This is a genomic window from Variovorax sp. P4_D9 (assembly GCF_056401695.1).
The window spans coordinates 1-17,094 of record NZ_JBFUIU010000112.1; the positions used below are offsets into that span (position 1 = coordinate 1).

The 17,094-nt window shown below is 67.7% G+C and carries 19 protein-coding genes and 5 pseudogenes; 12 read left to right on the top strand and 12 right to left on the bottom strand.

Annotation, left to right across the window (positions count from 1 at the left end):
- The 3 genes from AC1DY5_RS14680 to AC1DY5_RS14690 form a co-directional block, all read right to left on the bottom strand.
- On the bottom strand, positions 1-434 hold a 434-nt coding region (locus AC1DY5_RS14680; RefSeq protein WP_478112382.1), incomplete at its 3' end, for a CBS domain-containing protein.
- A 222-nt stretch (positions 435-656) separates the two neighbouring features.
- Positions 657-1,265 (bottom strand): dienelactone hydrolase family protein, encoded by a 609-nt coding sequence (locus tag AC1DY5_RS14685; protein WP_478112410.1) that lies wholly within the window; start codon positions 1,263-1,265, stop codon positions 657-659.
- A gap of 163 nt (positions 1,266-1,428) precedes the next feature.
- Entirely contained in the window at positions 1,429-1,683 is a 255-nt protein-coding gene (locus tag AC1DY5_RS14690; RefSeq protein ID WP_478112412.1) for a hypothetical protein, read from the bottom strand.
- On the opposite strand from AC1DY5_RS14690, the pseudogene AC1DY5_RS14695 reads away from it, so the two are divergent.
- Positions 1,673-1,906 (top strand): annotated as a pseudogene (locus AC1DY5_RS14695) (nitroreductase family protein); the annotation flags it as partial. The gene AC1DY5_RS14690 and the pseudogene AC1DY5_RS14695 overlap by 11 nt on opposite strands.
- 104 nt (positions 1,907-2,010) lie before the next feature.
- The gene (locus AC1DY5_RS14700; protein WP_478112384.1) at positions 2,011-2,268 is read left to right on the top strand and encodes a nitroreductase family protein; all 258 of its coding nucleotides are present in this window, start codon (positions 2,011-2,013) and stop codon (positions 2,266-2,268) included.
- 60 nt (positions 2,269-2,328) lie between these two features.
- Here AC1DY5_RS14700 and AC1DY5_RS14705 read toward each other — a convergent pair whose 3' ends face one another.
- Together AC1DY5_RS14705 and AC1DY5_RS14710 are read right to left on the bottom strand one after the other, a co-directional pair.
- Positions 2,329-2,700 carry a hypothetical protein gene (locus tag AC1DY5_RS14705; protein WP_478112386.1) on the bottom strand — a complete coding sequence of 124 codons (372 nt, stop codon included), beginning with the start codon at positions 2,698-2,700 and terminating at the stop codon, positions 2,329-2,331.
- 92 nt (positions 2,701-2,792) lie between these two features.
- Positions 2,793-3,671, bottom strand: a complete 879-nt coding sequence (locus AC1DY5_RS14710) for a LysR family transcriptional regulator (RefSeq protein WP_478112388.1) — start codon at positions 3,669-3,671, stop codon at positions 2,793-2,795.
- Positions 3,672-3,760: 89 nt separating this feature from the next.
- Between AC1DY5_RS14710 and AC1DY5_RS14715 the strand changes: the two genes are divergently transcribed.
- The gene (locus tag AC1DY5_RS14715) at positions 3,761-4,192 is read left to right on the top strand and encodes a carboxymuconolactone decarboxylase family protein (protein ID WP_478112390.1); all 432 of its coding nucleotides are present in this window, start codon (positions 3,761-3,763) and stop codon (positions 4,190-4,192) included.
- Between the two features lie 27 nt (positions 4,193-4,219).
- A complete protein-coding gene (locus AC1DY5_RS14720) occupies positions 4,220-5,008 on the top strand; it encodes an SDR family NAD(P)-dependent oxidoreductase (RefSeq protein WP_478112391.1) in 789 nt (262 codons plus the stop codon).
- 65 nt (positions 5,009-5,073) lie between these two features.
- Here the strand turns inward: AC1DY5_RS14720 and AC1DY5_RS14725 are convergent, their stop codons facing one another.
- Together AC1DY5_RS14725 and AC1DY5_RS14730 are read right to left on the bottom strand one after the other, a co-directional pair.
- The gene (locus AC1DY5_RS14725; protein ID WP_478112393.1) at positions 5,074-6,045 is read right to left on the bottom strand and encodes a zinc-binding alcohol dehydrogenase family protein; all 972 of its coding nucleotides are present in this window, start codon (positions 6,043-6,045) and stop codon (positions 5,074-5,076) included.
- Positions 6,046-6,197: 152 nt separating this feature from the next.
- Complete coding sequence (locus AC1DY5_RS14730) at positions 6,198-7,100, bottom strand: LysR family transcriptional regulator (protein WP_478112394.1); 903 nt, start codon at positions 7,098-7,100, stop codon at positions 6,198-6,200.
- A 74-nt stretch (positions 7,101-7,174) separates the two neighbouring features.
- On the opposite strand from AC1DY5_RS14730, the gene AC1DY5_RS14735 reads away from it, so the two are divergent.
- The 3 genes and pseudogenes from AC1DY5_RS14735 (at position 7,175) to ypfH (ending at position 8,841) form a co-directional block, all read left to right on the top strand.
- Positions 7,175-7,330 (top strand): hypothetical protein, encoded by a 156-nt coding sequence (locus AC1DY5_RS14735; protein WP_478112395.1) that lies wholly within the window; start codon positions 7,175-7,177, stop codon positions 7,328-7,330.
- Between the two features lie 52 nt (positions 7,331-7,382).
- On the top strand, positions 7,383-8,192 hold the full coding sequence (locus AC1DY5_RS14740; protein WP_478112397.1) for a dioxygenase family protein: 810 nt from the start codon (positions 7,383-7,385) through the stop codon (positions 8,190-8,192).
- A 26-nt stretch (positions 8,193-8,218) separates the two neighbouring features.
- Positions 8,219-8,841 (top strand): annotated as a pseudogene (gene ypfH, locus AC1DY5_RS14745) (esterase).
- A 164-nt stretch (positions 8,842-9,005) separates the two neighbouring features.
- Here ypfH and AC1DY5_RS14750 read toward each other — a convergent pair.
- Positions 9,006-9,974 (bottom strand): Bug family tripartite tricarboxylate transporter substrate binding protein, encoded by a 969-nt coding sequence (locus AC1DY5_RS14750; RefSeq protein ID WP_478112398.1) that lies wholly within the window; start codon positions 9,972-9,974, stop codon positions 9,006-9,008.
- A 386-nt stretch (positions 9,975-10,360) separates the two neighbouring features.
- Between AC1DY5_RS14750 and AC1DY5_RS14755 the strand changes: the two are divergent.
- Both AC1DY5_RS14755 and AC1DY5_RS14760 read left to right on the top strand, forming a co-directional pair.
- Positions 10,361-10,669, top strand: a pseudogene (locus AC1DY5_RS14755) (DUF1254 domain-containing protein); the annotation flags it as partial.
- A 479-nt stretch (positions 10,670-11,148) separates the two neighbouring features.
- Positions 11,149-11,256: pseudogene (locus AC1DY5_RS14760) on the top strand (DUF1214 domain-containing protein); the annotation flags it as partial.
- Positions 11,257-11,466: 210 nt separating this feature from the next.
- On the opposite strand, the pseudogene AC1DY5_RS14765 reads toward AC1DY5_RS14760, so the two are convergent.
- From AC1DY5_RS14765 to AC1DY5_RS14775, 3 genes and pseudogenes are all read right to left on the bottom strand, one after another.
- Positions 11,467-12,078: pseudogene (locus AC1DY5_RS14765) on the bottom strand (CoA transferase); the annotation flags it as partial.
- On the bottom strand, positions 12,078-12,374 hold the full coding sequence (locus tag AC1DY5_RS14770; RefSeq protein WP_478112399.1) for a CoA transferase: 297 nt from the start codon (positions 12,372-12,374) through the stop codon (positions 12,078-12,080). The pseudogene AC1DY5_RS14765 and the gene AC1DY5_RS14770, both read right to left, overlap by 1 nt.
- 193 nt (positions 12,375-12,567) lie before the next feature.
- Positions 12,568-13,479, bottom strand: a complete 912-nt coding sequence (locus AC1DY5_RS14775; protein ID WP_478112401.1) for a LysR family transcriptional regulator — start codon at positions 13,477-13,479, stop codon at positions 12,568-12,570.
- 99 nt (positions 13,480-13,578) lie between these two features.
- On the opposite strand from AC1DY5_RS14775, the gene AC1DY5_RS14780 reads away from it, so the two are divergent.
- Genes AC1DY5_RS14780 through AC1DY5_RS14790 form a run of 3 tightly spaced genes read left to right on the top strand, consistent with a single transcriptional unit; the run spans position 13,579 to position 16,153 of the window.
- The gene (locus AC1DY5_RS14780) at positions 13,579-13,938 is read left to right on the top strand and encodes an LLM class flavin-dependent oxidoreductase (protein ID WP_478112403.1); all 360 of its coding nucleotides are present in this window, start codon (positions 13,579-13,581) and stop codon (positions 13,936-13,938) included.
- Positions 13,935-15,104, top strand: coding sequence for an acyl-CoA dehydrogenase family protein (locus AC1DY5_RS14785; protein ID WP_478112405.1), 1,170 nt, complete (start codon positions 13,935-13,937; stop codon positions 15,102-15,104). The genes AC1DY5_RS14780 and AC1DY5_RS14785 overlap by 4 nt, the downstream gene beginning before the upstream one ends.
- A 32-nt stretch (positions 15,105-15,136) precedes the next feature.
- Positions 15,137-16,153: a DUF2272 domain-containing protein gene (locus AC1DY5_RS14790; RefSeq protein WP_478112407.1), complete on the top strand. Its 1,017-nt coding sequence runs from the start codon at positions 15,137-15,139 to the stop codon at positions 16,151-16,153.
- A gap of 60 nt (positions 16,154-16,213) precedes the next feature.
- Here AC1DY5_RS14790 and AC1DY5_RS14795 read toward each other — a convergent pair.
- On the bottom strand, positions 16,214-17,094 hold an 881-nt coding region (locus AC1DY5_RS14795), incomplete at its 5' end, for a CysB family HTH-type transcriptional regulator (protein WP_478112409.1).

Sequence of the window (17,094 nt, forward strand, 5' to 3'; positions counted from 1 at the left end):
ACTTCCCTCTGGATGCCGCTGCGGATCACCCTCGCCAGGCCGGCGAGTTCCTTGGCGCATTCGTCCATCAGGTCGTCCAGCGAGACGATGCCCGTGACATGCTTGGCACTGTCGATCACCAGCGCGCGCCTGACGCCATGGGATTCCATCACGGCGATGGCGGCGGAGACGTCGGCCTCCTCGGGCACGCTCGCGAGCTTGTCGCTGGCCAACTCGCCGACCTGGATGCCGTTGGCATTCAGGCCGCGCGCCAGGACATCGACCACCAGGTCGCGGTCGGTGACGATGCCGGTCACGCAGKCGCCCTCGGGCGTTTGGCTGGTGACGATCAGCGCGCCGACATGCTGATCGCGCATCAGGCCCGCGGCCTCGACCAGGGTGCTGGCGCTGTCCACGGCAACTATGCGCCGCGTGCAGATGGAACCGATATTCATTCGAATCTCCTTCAACGATGGAACCGTGAAGCGCATCGAAGCTGCCCCGCCCCTGCGCACGAGGCGTGCTGAAAAAAGAAGGCCCGCCATCCCTTGCGGGGCGGCGGGCTTCCTTGTCACCTTTGAGAAACTGGCGCCTCACCTCTTCCCACCAGCGGGTTCACTGTAGTTGCGCCGGCGCCAAGCGGCTTGACTTGGATCAAGGCAATGCCCGTGTTTCTTTCAAGCGATGGGATGAAGGTGCTTGACGAACCATGCGCCGGCCAGCCCGGCGACGACCTCCAGGGCGCCTGCCTCCTCGAAGAGATGCGTGGCGCGCGGCACGACCTCGAGATACTTTTCGCAACGCAGACGCCCGAGGGCCTCGCGATTCATCGCCAGAACCTCGGTGTCCGACCCGCCCACGATGAGCAGGGTCGGCGCGAGAACCGCGTCCAGGGCGTCACCGGCGAGATCGGGACGCCCGCCGCGCGAGACGACGGCTTGCACGACCTCCGGGCGCCGCGCCGCTGCGACCAGCGCGGCGCCCGCACCCGTGCTCGCACCGAACAGGCCGATCGGGCGGCCGTGGGAGGACACGGCGTCGAGGGCATCCATCACCCGTTGCGCAAGCAAGGGAATGTCGAACACGTTGACGCGGTTGTCGGCCTCGTCGGAGGTGAGCAGGTCGAACAGCAGGGTGCTCAGCCCCCTGCGTTGCAGTGCGCGGGCTACCTGAATGTTGCGGCGGCTGCGGCGACTGCTGCCGCTGCCGTGCGCGAAGACGACGATGCCGCGCGGCGGCTCCACCAGGCACAGTTCGCCTTCGAGCCTGTTCGGGCCGATGGCCATACGTATGAGGTTCGACAAGAGAGGCCTCCTTGGTCACAGTCCGAAAGGGTAGGCTTCCGGCAGCCGCTCGGTCCGAGCTTCACCTTGACGGGTCGGCGAGCGGGGTCGACGCCGAGGCGGATCTTTTCACGCGCATCTTCCCCGAACAAGAGCGTCTTGTCTGTCATGGCGAAATCTCCTGGGGTGGCGAAGAAGGCGTCGCTTCGGGTCCTGAAAGGCTGGAAGCCGACGGTAGGAGGACCGGTCGCGTCGCCGTTTGATCGGGCGCAAGCCACGAACCGGCGCGGCGCATTCCGGAAACCTTGCCGAGCACTTGCGCTGCGTCAAGGCATCGGCATTGGCCCTGCGCGATCCTGAGCTCCGATCCCGCCTCCAGCGCGAGGTTCATGCTGCCGAGGAGTCGTTCGATGCCGACCATTCCATTGAATCTCGAAACCGATACCGTCGTGCTGCCTTCCCCGGTCGTGCGGCCGAACCTGTCCCTCGATCAGGCGCTCAAAAGGCGGCACAGTACGCGTGCGTTCCTGCCCGACCCGATCACGCTGGAGGCACTCTCCGCGCTGCTCTGGGTGGCGTTCGGCCTCAACCGGGAACAGCAGGGCGGACGCACGGCGCCTTCGGCGCACAACTGGAAGGAGATCGATGTCCATGTGGTGCTGGCCGAAGGAGCCTACCGGGCCGCGTACGCATCGCCTGCAGCTGGTCACGGCTCAGGACTTCCGCGTACACGGGGACGCAGGATTTCGTGGCCACGGCGCCGATCAACCTGGTGTACGTCGCGGACCTCGAGCGCGTGGTCGAGGTTCGGGTGGAGGATCGCCCCTTCCTGGCCGGTGCCGATGCGGGCGGCATCGCGCAAAACGTCTATCTCTACTGCGCGGCGGCCGGGTTGAGCACTGTTGTGCGGGCATTGATCGACCGACGCGCGCTCGCGCACGCGCTCGGCCTGCCGATCAACCAGCGCATCATCCTGGCGCAGACCGTGGGGTATGCGAAGCCCTGAAGCCGATCTGCGCCTGCAGAGGCTGCCGACTAAGGTGAATCCCTCGGGGGCAGTCTGCGGCTATGTCCAGCGCACCGTCAGGATGCACGCGGGCCGGATGCCGAAGGCGCGGTGATGGATGCCCGGACCCCAGAGGACGAAGTCGCCATGGCGGCGCAGGGTATGCGACACGCTGTCCTGGGGCGCGAAGTCGGCGCGCGTCGAGAACTCGATCCGGAACTCGCTCGCCGCATCGACCAGCATCGACAACGTGCGGCCTTCGCTCACCGGCTTGGCGTCGCCGTTCGGGTGGCCCGCGGGATGCGAGAAGTACTTGATGCACGGCCCGGTCGACGTCGTTCCGGCGGCGCCGCAGTGCCGTCGAAGGGCCGCGGGTCCAATCGCTGAAACCGACGAACCAGCCGGTGCCTCGGGTGTCCAGGTCCCCGGCATTGCCGAACTCGACGAGCCGCGAAAGCACTGAATTCGATGTCATGGGATCCGTTGAAGACGAGAGGGGCGACGGAGGACGGAAGGATAAGGCCTCATGGCGTGCCGGCCTTCGCCAGCATGTCGCGCAGCGCCGGACGGTCCCGTGGCGTCGCCAGGCCGACCCCGACGGCGAGTTCCTCGCCTTCGGCCAGCTTGCGATACGCGACGCCGGTGCGTTTCAGGGCGGCGAAGGACTTCGGCAGCAGCGCGATGCCCCGCCCCTCGGCGACGGCGGCCAGCAGCACGTGATGATCGGCCGGCTCCCTGAGCTTGCGCGGTGCGAAGCCGTGGCGCGCGAAGACCTGCTGGCAATGGTCGTAGAAGGCGGGCTGGCGCGCCCGCTCGAACCAGAGAATCGTCTCGGACGCCAGGTCGGACAGGCACAGCGACCTGCGCTTCGCCAGCGGATGGGAGGACGGCAGCGCGGCCACCATCGGCAGGCGGTCGAGCGCTAGCACGTCGAGGGCCCGGGCGTCGGTCGGCAGCGCCACGAAGGCAGCGTCCAGCTTGCCGGCGCGCAGCATCCGGACCAGCCGCGGCGAGCTGTCGGACAGCGTGGAAACGGCCGTGCCCGGATGCCTTTGCTGGATCCGCTGCGCCAATCCGCGAAACCAGGCCGGCTCCACCGCGCTGGTCAAGCCGAGGCGCAGGGTCGGCGGCAGGTCGCGCGGGGCCAATTCCGCTTCGGCCTGCCGCAGCAGCCTGGCAACGGCCCGCGCGTAGGGCAACAGCCTGCGGCCGGCGTCGGTGAGCTCGACGCCCTGCGTGCTGCGGTCGAACAGCCGCGCACCGAGCCGCTGCTCGAGCTCGCGGATGGCGCGGCTCAGCGGCGGCTGCGACAGATGCAGAAGCTCGGCCGCCTGGCGGAAGCTCAGCGTTTCGGCGACCGCGAGGAAGAGGGCGAGCGAGCGGGAATCGAGGCGTCCTGACATACCAAAAAGGTATCACGAAATCGGTCATTCCATGGGATCGGCTGCGTCCTTACAGTCGCGGCCATCAACTTCCTGACTGGAGAGACGCAATGAACTCGAAACCGATCGACAACGAACGCTACGAACGCGGCGTCCGCCTGCTGGCGCAGGTGGACGGTCCGGCCGGCCTTGCGGTGGCCGAAGGGCTGGCGGCGTCGTTCCCGGACTTCGCCCGCTACCTGCTAGAGTTTCCCTTCGGCGACATCTATGCGCGCGAAGGCCTGGGCCTGCGCGAACGCGAGTTGGCGACGGTCGCCGCGCTGAGCGCCATGGGCCATGCGCTGCCGCAGTTGCGGGTCCACGTGCATGCGGCCCTGCATGTGGGCTGCACGCCGGTCGAGGTGGTCGAGGTGGTGATGCAGATGGCCGTGTACGCCGGATTCCCGGCCGCGCTCAACGCGCTGTCGGTGGTGCGCGAGGTGTTCGCGGATGCGGGCGTGCCGCTGCCCCTGCCGGCCGGCTGTGCCACAGTGGAGGCCTGAGCAACAAGATCATCTTTCGGAGGTGCCATGGATCTTCAATTGACCGGCAAGCACGTGCTTGTCACCGGCGGCAGCCGCGGCATCGGATTGGCCTGCGCACGTGAATTCCTGCGCGAGGGCGCGCGGGTCAGCCTGGTGGGGCGCACGCCCGCGCACGTCGAAGCCGCCGTCGCCGGCCTGCAGGGCGAGGGCCATGCGGTGCGAGGCCACTGCGCCGATCTGGGCGATGCCGGCGCAGCGCTGGCGATGGTGGATGCCGTGCAAGCCCGGGATGGCGCGGTCGACGTGCTGGTCAACTCGGCGGGCGCCGCGCGCCGCACGCCCTTCGGCGAGCTGCAGCCGCAGGCCTGGCAGGACGCCATGCAGGCCAAGTTCTTCACCTACATCAACGTCATGGATCCTGTGATCAAGCGCATGGGCGAGCGCGGTTCGGGAGCGATCGTGAACGTCATTGGCATGGGCGGCAAGGTCGCGTCGCCGACCCATCTGGCGGGCGGTGCCGCCAATGCGGCGTTGATGCTCGCGACCGCCGGCCTGGCGGCGGCTTACGGCCCCCTGGGCGTGCGCGTGAACGCGGTCAACCCGGCGCTGACCCTGACCGACCGCATGGCCCAGGGCATTGCAGCGGATGCCCGCCTGCGCAACATCAGCGAGGAAGAAGTGCTGCGCGATGCGCAGGCGCGGGCGCCGCTCGGGCGCCTGGCCACGCCCGAGGACATCGCCCGGGCGGTGGTCTTCCTGAGCTCGCCGGGCGCTGCCTACATCTCGGGCGCCATCATTTCGATGGATGGCGCGGCGGTGCCGATGGTGGTGTGAGCACGGCGAGCGTGAGCAGGACCGTGCGCGGCAGCGGCGACCACGACTTCAGCAAGCCACCCGCATCAACGCGTGACCACGACAATCTTGCCACCGGCCGTGTTCGTCTCCATCGTGCGGTGAGCTTCCACGATGTCGTCGATTTGGAAGACGCGGCCCGGTGGAATGGCAAGGGCGCCGGAGCTCACCTGGTCGATCAGTTGCTGCAGCGGGGTCGCCATGAAGTTGGACACGCCGCCGGAGTACGTGGTCAGCGACACCGCGGTGGGGATGATGTCCATCGGCGCAAAGTCAGCCAGCGACCAGCGGTCGCCGACCATGCCGGCCATGCACACGATGCCGGGTTCGCGCGTGCTTTGCAGAGAGTCTGCGAGCGTCGTCGTCCCGACCAGTTCGAGCACCTTGTCGGCGCCGCCGTCCCACTGCTCGCGCACCGTCTGGGCGATTGCGCCGTCGTCGAGGAAGAATCGATCCGCGCCGGCCATGCGCACCGTCGCCTCGCCGGTCGCGCTGCGCGAGGTCGCGCCGACCTCGGCGCCGTGCGCCTTGGCAATCGCGGCGGCGGCAAGGCCGACCGACGTGGTGCCGCCCCGGATCAGCAAGCGCTCGCCCTTGGCCAGCCGCAGCGCACGGAACAGGGCGCCCCAGGCGGTCTGGAGCATCTCGGGCAACGCGCCCAGCTTCGCCCACGACAGCGACGTGCTGAACGCCTGCACCTGGCTCGCGGGCACCAAGGTGTATTCGGCGTAGCCGCCGTCGAACTTCCGCCCCATGCCACCCATGACCGTGGCGACGGTCTGGCCGCGGTGGAATTCCTTGCCGGGCGCGTCGTCCACCGTGCCTACGGCCTCGATGCCCAGCACGCGCGGGAACGTGACGCCTGGCGAGTGACCCTGTCGGGTGAACAATTCGGATCGGTTCAACCCGAAGGCCTCCACGCGGATCAGCACCTGACCCGGCTGCGGCTGCGGCACCGGCCGCTGCTCGATCTTCAGCACCTCCGGTCCCCCCGGCGCGTGCATGACCACCGCCTTCATCGTTCGGGTCATGGCTCAATCGCTGCCTGCTTCTCGACCGGCATGCAGTGCTCCTCAGAAAATGAAACGTCGATGTTATTCATGAATGCAGGTCGACAGTGCGCTGATCCTTACACGCTGGGTAGAAGCGAGGGATACATCGATGGAGCCCCCTATGCCTTGCGCCATGGTGGTGCCTGAAGCGCTTCAACAAGGAAGTCCACCAGCCGCCGCACCTTCAACGGGAGCTGCTTGCGCGTGGGATAGACGGCGAAGATGCCCAACTCAGCGGCACGAAATTCGGGCATCAGTTCGACCAACGTGCCGTTGCGCAGGTCGTCGTGCACCAGGAAATCGGGTTGCAGGATGATGCCCTGGTGCGCCAGCGCAGCGGCTCGGCAGGTGTCGCCGTTGTTGGCGTTGATGCGCGAGCGCGTGCGCACCGTGACTTCGCCCTTGGGACCCTGGAAGCTCCACACATCGCCGGACGACCAGTAGGTATAAGAGACCACGTCGTGCTGCGGGAGTTCTTGCGGCAGCGTGGGCGTGCCGTGCTGCGCGAGGTAGGGGGGTGACGCGCACAGCACCATGCGCGTCTTCGCAAGCGCGCGGCTGACGAGATTGGAGTCGGGCAGCCGCGCGATGCGAACCACCAGGTCGTAGCCTTCCTCGACCAGATCGACCACGCGGTCCGACAACACGATGTCCAGCGTCACCTGGGGATTCTCGGCGGCGAAGCGCCCCCAGAGCGCGGCCAAGTGCAGCGCGCCGAAGGTCTGCGGCGCACCGATGCGAAGGCGTCCCATCGCCTGGCCGGTGCTGGACCCCACCTCGGCCTCGGCCTCTTGCACCGCCAGCAAGACCTCCTTGCAGCGCTGGTAGTAGGTCTGACCTTCGCTGGTGAGCGACAGGCGACGCGTCGTGCGCTGCAGCAGGCGAGTGCCCAGGTGCGCCTCGAGTTCGGTGACATGGCGCGACACCGCAGGCTTGGACAACTGCGTCGCCTCCATGGCCCCGACGAAGCTGCCGGCATCGACCACGGCAGTGAAGGTCTTCATGGCTTGGAGGATGTCCATAGTCTCGAACGGCAAAACAATGTGTGCCGCAAATGGGTGTTTATCTCGTCGTTCTATCTTAATAAAGTTCACCCATGCCAGCAGGCAGCTTGCTGGTGCCAGCAGTGCAGCTTGCTGGCGAGTTGGTAGTCGGAACGTCCGGCCCCACTGCGCAACCACATCGCTCCAAGGACTTCCGCACCGACCCGGCCAAGTGGCCGGTCAAGGATCCGTTCGGACTCGTCAAGTAAACAAATTCCCGTGCCATGCGGCGCGGGTCGCTCAGCACCAAGGATCGTTCTCGTGAAAACTCCTGCAATTTTCGTCTCGCACGGCGCACCCACATTCGCATTGGAACCAGGCCGGGCCGGCCCCTTGCTGAACGACATCGGCAGGCGCGTGCTCGCGCTGCCCGGGTTGAGGGCCGTCCTCGTGGTCTCGCCGCACTGGCGCACGCGCGGCCTGCGCGTTAGTGCCAGCGTCCGGCCCGAGACCATCCACGACTTCGGCGGCTTCCCGGCGCCGCTGTATGCACTGCAGTACCCCGTCGCCGGAGAGCCGGCGGTGGCGCGCGAGGTTGCTGCGCTGTTGGCGCAGTCCGGGCTATCGACGCACCTGGTGGACGAGCAGGGGCTGGACCATGGCGCCTGGGTGCCACTGCTGCACATGCTGCCCGAGGCGTCGCTGGCGGTGCTCCAACTGTCGCTCCCGATCGAGCTGCGCCCGGCCGACGCGCTGGCGTTGGGTCGCGCGCTGGCGCCCTTGCKCGATCACGGCGTGCTGATCATGGCTTCGGGCAGCCTCACCCACAACCTGTACGAGTTCCGGCAGTCGGAGACCGAGGCGCCCGAGGACTACGTGCGCGAGTTCGTACAGTGGGCGCGCCATGCCGCCCTTGCGCACGATGAGGCAGCACTGGTCGACTTTCGTGGTGCGCCGCACAGCCGCCGCGCCCACCCCTCGGACGAGCACTACTTGCCGTTGCTGATAGCCGCCGGCGCCAGCGGTGCGGACGAAGCCGTCGAAGTCATCGACGGCGGCGTGACCTACGGCGTGCTTTCAATGGAAGGCTACGTCTTCGGCGATTTGCCCTGCGCCGGGCCGCTGGCTTGATCTCATCGCACACGCCGAAAACAGATATGTCATCTACATCCATCATCGTCCAACAACCCGAGAGCCCGGCTGAACGGCTCGTCCTGCTCACGCACGGCGTCGGTTCCGTGCCCCAGTCCATGCTCGGCATTGCTCGCTGGTTCGCCAGCCGCGACAGTGCCGCCCTGGTCGTCAGCGTCGCCTCGCCCGAGCCTTCCGACGTTTCCAGTGGGCTGCAATGGTTCTCGGTGCGCGATGTGACGGAGGACAACCGTCAGGCGCGCGTCGATGCGGCCATGCCGGCGTTCGTGGCGAGCGTGAGGCATTGGCAGCAGGTTGCCGGCGTCGACGCCAGCGCACGTTGATCGCCGGCTTCTCGCAGGGGGCAATCATGGCGCTCGAATCGACCAAGCTCGCGGACCCACCTGCGCAGCGGATCGTTTCCTTCGCAGGGCGATTCGCCACGCTGCCGGAGCGCAGATCAGAAGCGGAAATTCATCTGTTGCATGGTGGCGCCGATCCGGTGATGCCAGCAAGGCTGGCGCAGGCCGCGCAGGCCCGGCTGCTTCAGTTGGAAACTGAAGTCACAGTGGACATCGCGCCTGGTGTGGGCCATGAGCCCCATCCCGTTCTGCTGGAGCGCTTGGCTGCACGGCTTCAGTCCGCCTGAGTGCATCGGATACCCGCTGACTTTCGAATGCGTTGCGTCGATCCCATCCAGCCTGCCTCATTCCAGGTTCATTGCAACGCTTCAGGCGCGGAGCAGGGTGATCAATTCCTCGCGTTCAAGAACCCGTTCAAGTTCACAAGCGATCTGGCTGCCTTCCTCAAGCGCTATTGCGCCTGCTTCGGCAGATTCAGGCTCTGGAGCAGCGGCAGCCAGCGGTCCGACTCGGTTCGCACGAACTTTGCCAACTCCTCGGGGGTGCCGCCGCGCGGCTCCATCCCGATCGCTTGGGCCCGCGCGACGAATTCCGGGTCGGCGATCACCTGGTTGACTGCTCGATTGAGCCGTTCGATCGCCTCTTTCGGGGTGCCTGAAGGGACCGAGAACGAATACCACAGGACGGCCTCGAGGTCGTAGCCCTGTTCCTTGAACGTCGGCGCGTCCGGCACTTGCGGGAGCCTGCGGTTGTCCATGACGCCGAGCACCCGCAGCTTGCCGCTGCGGATATGGGGCAATGAGCCCGTGATCGAGGTGCCATGGATGTCGATCTGGCCGCCGAGCAGGGCCTGGATCGCGGGCGCATCGCCGTTGAAGGGAATATGCGTGGTGCTGATGCCGAGGGACTTCTCGAAGCTCATCGGCGCGAGATTCGTGAGAATGGCCGCGCCCGGAGAGCCCCGGTTGATCTTGCCCGGATTGGCCTTGGCATAGGCGACCATCTCCTTGATGTTCTTGTAGGGCAGGTCGGCCCGCCCGACGATGATTGCCGGCTGGTAGCCGATCTGCGAAACCGGCGCGAAATCCTTGTTGGGGTCGTAGGGCAGCTTGTCGTACAGGACGGTGTTGTTGGCGAGCGTTCCCAGGGAAGACACGAGCACCGTGAGCCCGTCCGGGCGCGAGCGGGCGACGTAGTCCGCGGCGACGATGCCGCTGGCGCCGGGCTTGTTGTCGACGATGACCTGGGTGCCGCGCTTGGTGAGCTCTGCCGCAAGAATGCGCACGTACTGGTCCGTGCCKCCGCCGGCGGCGAAGGGGACGACGATTCGGATGGGCTGCTGGGCCTGGGCAGCCGGACCCAGCGCCAGCGCGAGCCCGAGCCCGAACAACGCGCCGGAAACGAGTTTTCGAAAATTCATGTGCTGTCTCCTGTATCTCTATCTCTTTGATCGGCAGATGGATCGCAGACCCGGTCTCGTTCAGTGGCGATGAACTCGGGTCCCTGAAGGCCAGTCTATCGGCGGGCAGCAGGGGATGATCTTCAAGGAACGCAAAGCAGCTTTGTAAGTCGTGCACGCGGCGACGCGCGCCCAGCCGTCAAGATAGGTCATGAGTCCTGAAAGCAAGCCGAATCAAGGCGCCGCCCCCGCAAATTCCTCACGCAGCCCGGCGCGATGGGCGATGCACGCCGCGCTGCCTGCCGTGATTGCGGGCTTTCCCTTACTCGAGGCCCTGCAGACGTGCAGGCGGCAGGCCATGAACGAGCCGGGCCACGGCCGCGCCGTTCAAAAGGATCGCGCACAGCATGCGGCAGTGGACGCACCGAGACCGGGACTTCAACCCGCCGACCGTCGATCTGCTCTACAGCAACGCCTGGCTGGACCTTCACCAGGGGCCGGTGCTGCTCGAGATCCCGGCGCAGAGCCGCTTCTTCGTGGTGGAGCTGCTGGATGTCTACACCCACAATTTCCTCAACCTCGGCACGCGCAATGTGCCGGCCGAAGGCGCCCGCTATGCCTTGCTGGGCCCGGAGGTGCCGGCGTCGGCCGCACCGGCCGGGACGACAGCGGTCCGTTGCCCTTCCGCATTGGTCTGGCTGCTCGGCCGCGTGATCGTGGATGACGAGGCGGACCTGCCGGCGGCCCATGCGATGCAAGCCGGGTTCCGAGTGCAGGGCGAGCCGGTGCAGGCGCCGCTCCCGAGCCAGGCGCAGTGGCAGGACAGCGGCGATGCGGCGCTTGATTTCTTCTCCAACCTGGCGCGGGCCTTGGCGGATTTCCCGCCACTGCCGTCGCAGCGCGCTCCCTTCGATCTGCTCGCGGCCGCGAACATCGCGCTGCCGTCCGACGGCCGGCTCGCCACGCTGCGCGCCGCCCCGATCGAGGGCCTGCGCGCTGCGTACAGGGAGGGCATCGCGCTGATCCAAGGGCACACCCACACGGCCTCCAAGGCGCCGTGGCGCTTCTCCACGACTGGGCAGGTTCGACAACGACTACATGCTGCGCGCTTCCACCGCCTTGAAAAGGCATCGGCGCGCTGGCCGCGGACGAAGCCATCTACGCCCCGGCCGACTATGACGAACATGGCGAGCTGCTGCATGGGCGCCACGCGTACCGCATCCGCTTCGAGGACGGCGGCGACCTGCCGGCCGATGCGTTCTGGTCGATCACCCTGTACGGCGAAGACCGCTTCCTGGCGGCCAATGGGCTCGGCCGTCATGCGCCGGGCAGCCGCAGCGGCCTGCAGAAAGCCCGCGGTGGAGCGGGTCGGCTGAGCGGTCTTCACGACGCCAGCCTCGCGCAGCTGCGCAATCTCGTCGGGCTCGAATCCCGCGTCGCGCAGGATCTCCTCGGTATTCGCGCCGTGAGCCGGCGCCGCCCGGGTCGCGGGGCGCGGCGTATCGCGGAGCTCGTAGGGCAGGCCGAAGCTGCGATAGCCTTCGGCATCGCCGTTGGGCGCGGCGTCGACGACCATGCTGGTGGCCTGGAAGTCCTCTCCCTCGAGTGCGTCGCTGTAGCTGCGCACCACCCCGACGACGATGTTGTTTCGCGTCAGAAGGTCGACGCAATCGCGCGTGCCGTACCGCGAGAGCTGTTCGCTCACGGCCGCCTTCATGGCGGGCCGGTTCGCCGCCCGCAGCTCGTTGGTGAGAAAGCGCGCATCCGTCGCCAGCGCGGGGCAGCCGATGGTTCGCACAGGCGCTCCCAGTGGGACTGCACGTACGCGGAGACCACCACCATGCCGTCGCGGGTGCGAAAAATATCCGCGGCGGGCGCATTCATCGGCTGGCCGTCGCCGCTGCGCGTGGGCTCGACGCCGTGCACGGTAGTCGCTCCAGTTCGGCAGCTGCAGGTTGAGCGCCACTTCCAGCAGCGAGATGTGGATGGTCTCGCCGGCACCGATGCGCTCGCGCCGGAACAGCGCAGCCAGCACGGCCTGGGCCGCCACCTGCACCGTGGCCGCGTCGATGATGGTGGCGCCGACCTTCTGCGGCAGGCCCTGCGGCTCGCCGGTCACCGACATCAGGCCGCTCTCCGCCTGCGCCGCGATGTCTCGTAGCCGGGCCGGTCCCGCGAAGGCCCGCCGGCGGGGAAGCCGCTGATCGATACGTAGACCAGTCCCGGGTGCCTGGCACGCAAGGCGTCGGGGCCCAGCCCGAGTCCCTCGGCCGCGCCGGGCTGCAGGTCCAGCGCGATCGACTTCTTGCTCCGGTTGTAGGCCCGCAGCATCGCGTGGCCGAAGTGGCCGGTGTGGCGCGACATGTCGCCTTCGAGCGATTCGATCTTGATCACCTCGGCGCCGAGGTCGCCCAGCGTCATGGCGGTCCCTGGGCCCGCGATGTTTGCCGAGGTCGAGGTCGAGGACGCGGATGCCTTGCAGTGGCGGTGGAGGGGTGTCTCTTGGGTGCATCGGAGGGACCCTAGGAGGGCGCGGCGGCCATGGGCAAGCAGCATCCGCAAAGCTGCTTTGCAGCACGCGATTCCCGCCCTGCGCGCTCGGGCGAAGCCGGCCTCAGCCGCCGTCGCGTTCGCGCAGCGCCTCGGCGATGAAGTCGACGAAGGCGCGAACCTTCAGCGGCAGCGTGCGGCTCTGCCGGAACACCGCATAGATGCCATTGGAGAAAGCGCGCACCGCGAACCGGTATTCGGGCAACAGGCGTACCAGGCTGCCATCCTCGATGCAGCTGCGCACGGTGGCCTCCGACAGCAGCGCGATCCCCATGCCGTCGATCGCGGCCAGCCGCAGCAGCTCGCCGTTGTTCGAGCTCAACACGCCCTCGATCGCCAGCGCCTGCTGTTGTCCCTGCTCGTCGATGTACTTCCAGGTGGTGGCCTCCTGCTCGCGCCGGTAGGTGAGGCAACGCACTTCCGGCAGGTCGCGCGGATGGCGAATGCGCTTGTGCACCTTCATGAAGGCAGGGCTGGCCACCAGCACCTCGTCACTGCTGAGCAGACGCTTGATCACGAAGCTCGAATCGTTGGACTCGCCGGTTCGGATGTCGATGTCGAAGTCCTGCTCGACCAGGTTCACCGGGTGCTCCGACAGTTCGAGTTCCAGCCGGATGTCCTGATGGCGCTGGGCGAAGTCCGGCAGCAGCGGCGCGATCACCCGCAGGCCGATCTGCGTGCGCGAGTGGATGCGCAGTCGCCCCTCGGGCAGCAGTTTCGCGTTGCGGGCGGCTTCTTCTGCCCTGGCCATGGCCTCGAGCACCAATTCCGCGTGCGCCAGGAAAGCCTGCCCCGCTTCCGTGACCTTGAGGTTGCGGCTGGTGCGGTCCACCAACTGCACGCCCAGTTCTTCCTCGAGGGCGCTGATGCGGCGCGAGATGGTGGCCGGCGACAGGCTGAGGCTGCGCCCCGCGGCCGAGAGGCTTCCCTTCCTCTGGGTGGTCACGAAGATCCGCAGCGAGTCGAGTGCCTTCATTTCGGAAAACGCAAAGAAGGTGTGCGAAGCGTGGTGAACACGGCGGGCCCCCCGTTCCTAAGGTCAAGGCGCGTACCCAAACCTACCAGGAGCCCGGCGATGGATTTCGGTATCTTCATTTTGATGCAGCAGCGGAACAAGCATAAGACCTCCCACGAGATCCTGCGCGACGCCGTGGAGCAGACGCGCGTGGCGGACGAAGTGGGCTTCGGCGGCGCCTGGTACGCCGAGCACCATTTCAGCAACTACGGCCTGTGCTCGTCACCGCTGAAATTGATCGCCCACTGTGCCGCGGTGACGCGGATGGCTCCCGCTTCACCAGCGCCGACGTGCTGCGTCTCGACGGCGGCGCATCGGAGACTTCGTTGTGAGCGGCCGATGAGTTCCCTCGACATCTCCCCCAAGCGCCTGCAGAACGTCCACGTGATGGCCGAGCGGCCGGCCCCGGCGGCCCCATGATCCACGACCCCGAAAAATTCTCGAACCTGCTGGCTGAAGTGCGCCGCTTCGTCCGCGCCGAGTGTCTTCCGATCGAAGAGCAGGTCGATCGCAGCGACGAGATCCCGGAAGCGCTGATTCAGCGCATGCGMGAGATCGGACTGTTCGGCCACAGCATTCCCGAAGCCTATGGCGGCGCCGGCCTCACGACCGAAGAGTTGTCGCTCGTCAATATCGAGGTGTCGCAAGTGGCGACCAGCTTCCGGGCCCGGTTCGGCGGCAACACCGGCATCGCGGCCGAGTCCATCGTGGTCGACGGAACCCCCGAGCAGAAGCGGAGCTACCTGCCCCGGCTGGCCAGCGGCGAGTTCACGGGCTGCTTCGCGCTCACCGAGCCGGATGCCGGATCCGATGCAACGGCACAGAAGACGGTCGCGCTGCGCGATGGCGACAGCTTCGTGATCAGCGGGCAGAAGTGCTTCATCACCAACGCACCGATCGCGAACCTGTTCACGGTCTTCGCCAGGACGGACCCGGAGGCGARGGGCACCAAGGGGATCAGCGCGTTCCTCGTCGAGCGGAGCACGCCCGGCTTGTCGACATCGCCGCCGTACCGGAAGATGGGGCAGCACGGTTCGCCGGTCGGTGAGGTCAGGCTCGACAAGGTCAGGGTCCGGGCCTCCGCGATCGTCGGCGGAATCGAAGGCCAGGGCTTCCGCATCGCCATGAGGACGCTGAACAAACAGCGCATCAACCTGGCCGCCCTGTGCGTGGGGCCCGCCATCCGGCTGGTGGAGGAAATGGCGCGGCACGCGCAGTCGCGTCGACAGTTCGGTCATCCGATCGGCGACTTCCAGCTGGTTCAACAGATGATCGCGGAGAGCAACACCGAGGTGCATGCGGCGCGCGCGCTGGTGCTCGAGACCGCGCGCAAGCGCGACAAGGGTGCCGATGTGACGATGGAAGCGTCGATGTGCAAGCTGTTCGCATCGGAGATGTGCGGCCGTGTCGCAGATCGGGCGGTGCAGGTTTTCGGCGGCAGTGGATACATCGCGGGCAACGTGGCCGAACGCTTCTACCGCGATGTGCGGCTGTTTCGCCTCTACGAGGGGACGAGCCAGATTCACCTGATCAACATCGCCAAGCGAACCATCGCATCGGCAGCAGGGGACATAGCGGACGCCTGACCTCCGGCCGTGCGGGCTATGCTTGGGTCCACATGGTTTTCCTACCCGCGTTGCGGCTCCTGCTCTCGCTCGCCGCTGCTCTCCTGTCGCTGGCCGCGCCGCTGGGTGCCGCGGCCGCTTCACGCTGCCTCGAGACCGCCGCGCAGTCACCGGCGCCAGCCCGTGCGCTGGCCATGGCGGCCGCCGCGCGGCGCGAGCATCGGGCCTTCGGCGGCCAGGCCATGGATGCCGAGGGACGATTGACCGAATCGGGTCATTCGGAGGCCGAGGGCGTGCGCTCCCGGCCGTGGTCGTCGGCGCCCTGGGAGCGGGTGCTCGGCTACTGGCGCGCGGTCGATCCCGAGCCAGGTGGCCTGCCCTCGCTGGTTCGATTCGGCGCCCTGCGGCCGGCCGATCGGCAACTCCTGACGCAGGCATTGAACCAGGCCACGAATGCGCGGCTGCAGGGCCTGGGCGTCGGGCCCGACCAGGGTCTGGAATCGCACGAACTGCGCGCCGCCCAGGCCGCGATCGACCGTGTCGCCGTGATCGACACGCCCTGGTCCGCCGCCTTCGTGAGCTGGCTCGCGCGCGAAGCCGGGCTCGGCGCCGAGGAGTTCCAGTTCTCCGAGGCCCATGCCTCCCATGCGGGCGCGGCATGGCAAGCCGGCAGCGACGAAGCGGCCGGCCGCCCGACCGCCTACACGATGCGCGCCTGCGACATCACGCGCACCTCGCCGCGCGTCGGCGACCTCATCTGCCAGGCGCGGGGTGCCGACGCCGGCCTCGACAGCTTCGAGAAGATCGGCGAGGTGCTGGCCGCACGGCGCATCGGCGGTGGCGGGCTGCCGATGCATTGCGATGTCGTCGTCAGCGTCGATGCCCAGGGATTCGATGCCATCGGCGGCAATGTGCTGCAGTCGGTCACCTTGCGCAGGCTGGCCTTCGCCCCAGGCAGCACGCTGCTCGACCCGAGCTACCTGCCCGATGGCTGCGGTGCCGCCCAGGTCGGCTGCGTCGATCGTCACATGAGCCGCCAGCCCTGGTCGTTGCTGCTGCAGTGGCGTTGAAGCTGGAAGCCTGCCTGCCGCGCATGGCCTGAAGCGCCAGGCGCAGCCGGTTGTCGCGCTTCAATGCGCCAGCGCCGCGTCGGGCACCGAGGCGTCCTCGGTGCCGCTGCCGTCCAGCGCTTCCTCGACCTCCGCGCGCGGCAGCGTCGGCGCGAAGGACTCGATGAAGGCGTAGACATAGCCGCGCAGGTAGTTGCCGCGGCGCACCGCCAGCTTGGTCTCGTTGATGCCGAACAGGTGGCCGGCATCGACCGCGCTCAGCTGCGTGTCGCGCTCGGTCTCGTAGGCGATGCCGGCGACGATGCCCACGCCCATGCCGAGCTCGACATAGGTCTTGATCACGTCGGCGTCCATCGCCGTGATGGCGAAGTCGGGCTGGATGCCGTTGCGGGCAAAGGCCGCATCGATGCGCGTGCGACCGGTGAAGCCGGCGTCGTAGGTGACCAGCGGGAAGCGCGMCAGCCGCTCGAGGGTGAGCGGGCCGTCGAGCAGCGGATGCCCGGGCGGCGCGATGACCGAGTGGGTCCAGCGGTAGCAGGGCAGCGCGACCAGCTGGGGGTAGTCGGCCAGCGCCTCGGTGGCGATGCCGACGTCGGCCTCGCCGTCGAGCAGCATCTGCGCCACCTGCTTGGGCGAGCCCTGCCGCAGGTGCAGCTGCACGTTGGGAAACTTGCCGCGGAACTCCTGCACCGCGACCGGCAGCGCGTAACGTGCCTGCGAATGGGTCGCGGCGATCGACAGCGAGCCACGCTCCTGGGCCAGGAACTCCTGCCCCGCCTGACGCAGGTTGTGGCTTTCGAGCAGCACCYGTTCGATGATCGGCAGCAGATGGTCGCCGGGCGCGGTCAGGCCGGTCAGTCGCTTGCCGGCGCGGGCGAACAGGGCTAGCCCGAGCTCGTCCTCCAGTTCGCGAATCTGCCGGCTGACGCCGGGCTGCGAGG

Bases quoted from the DNA above. Each gene is read 5' to 3' on its own strand.
- AC1DY5_RS14685 (WP_478112410.1), bottom strand. From the start codon at position 1,265: ATGGCCATCGGCCCGAACAGGCTCGAAGGCGAACTGTGCCTGGTGGAG.
- AC1DY5_RS14690 (WP_478112412.1), bottom strand. From the start codon at position 1,683: ATGGTCGGCATCGAACGACTCCTCGGCAGCATGAACCTCGCGCTGGAG.
- AC1DY5_RS14705 (WP_478112386.1), bottom strand. From the start codon at position 2,700: ATGCCGGGGACCTGGACACCCGAGGCACCGGCTGGTTCGTCGGTTTCA.
- AC1DY5_RS14710 (WP_478112388.1), bottom strand. From the start codon at position 3,671: ATGTCAGGACGCCTCGATTCCCGCTCGCTCGCCCTCTTCCTCGCGGTC.
- AC1DY5_RS14715 (WP_478112390.1), top strand. From the start codon at position 3,761: ATGAACTCGAAACCGATCGACAACGAACGCTACGAACGCGGCGTCCGC.
- AC1DY5_RS14720 (WP_478112391.1), top strand. From the start codon at position 4,220: ATGGATCTTCAATTGACCGGCAAGCACGTGCTTGTCACCGGCGGCAGC.
- AC1DY5_RS14725 (WP_478112393.1), bottom strand. From the start codon at position 6,045: ATGAAGGCGGTGGTCATGCACGCGCCGGGGGGACCGGAGGTGCTGAAG.
- AC1DY5_RS14730 (WP_478112394.1), bottom strand. From the start codon at position 7,100: ATGGACATCCTCCAAGCCATGAAGACCTTCACTGCCGTGGTCGATGCC.
- AC1DY5_RS14735 (WP_478112395.1), top strand. From the start codon at position 7,175: ATGCCAGCAGGCAGCTTGCTGGTGCCAGCAGTGCAGCTTGCTGGCGAG.
- AC1DY5_RS14770 (WP_478112399.1), bottom strand. From the start codon at position 12,374: ATGACGCTGGGCGACCTCGGCGCCGAGGTGATCAAGATCGAATCGCTC.
- AC1DY5_RS14775 (WP_478112401.1), bottom strand. From the start codon at position 13,479: ATGAAGGCACTCGACTCGCTGCGGATCTTCGTGACCACCCAGAGGAAG.
- AC1DY5_RS14780 (WP_478112403.1), top strand. From the start codon at position 13,579: ATGGATTTCGGTATCTTCATTTTGATGCAGCAGCGGAACAAGCATAAG.
- AC1DY5_RS14790 (WP_478112407.1), top strand. From the start codon at position 15,137: ATGGTTTTCCTACCCGCGTTGCGGCTCCTGCTCTCGCTCGCCGCTGCT.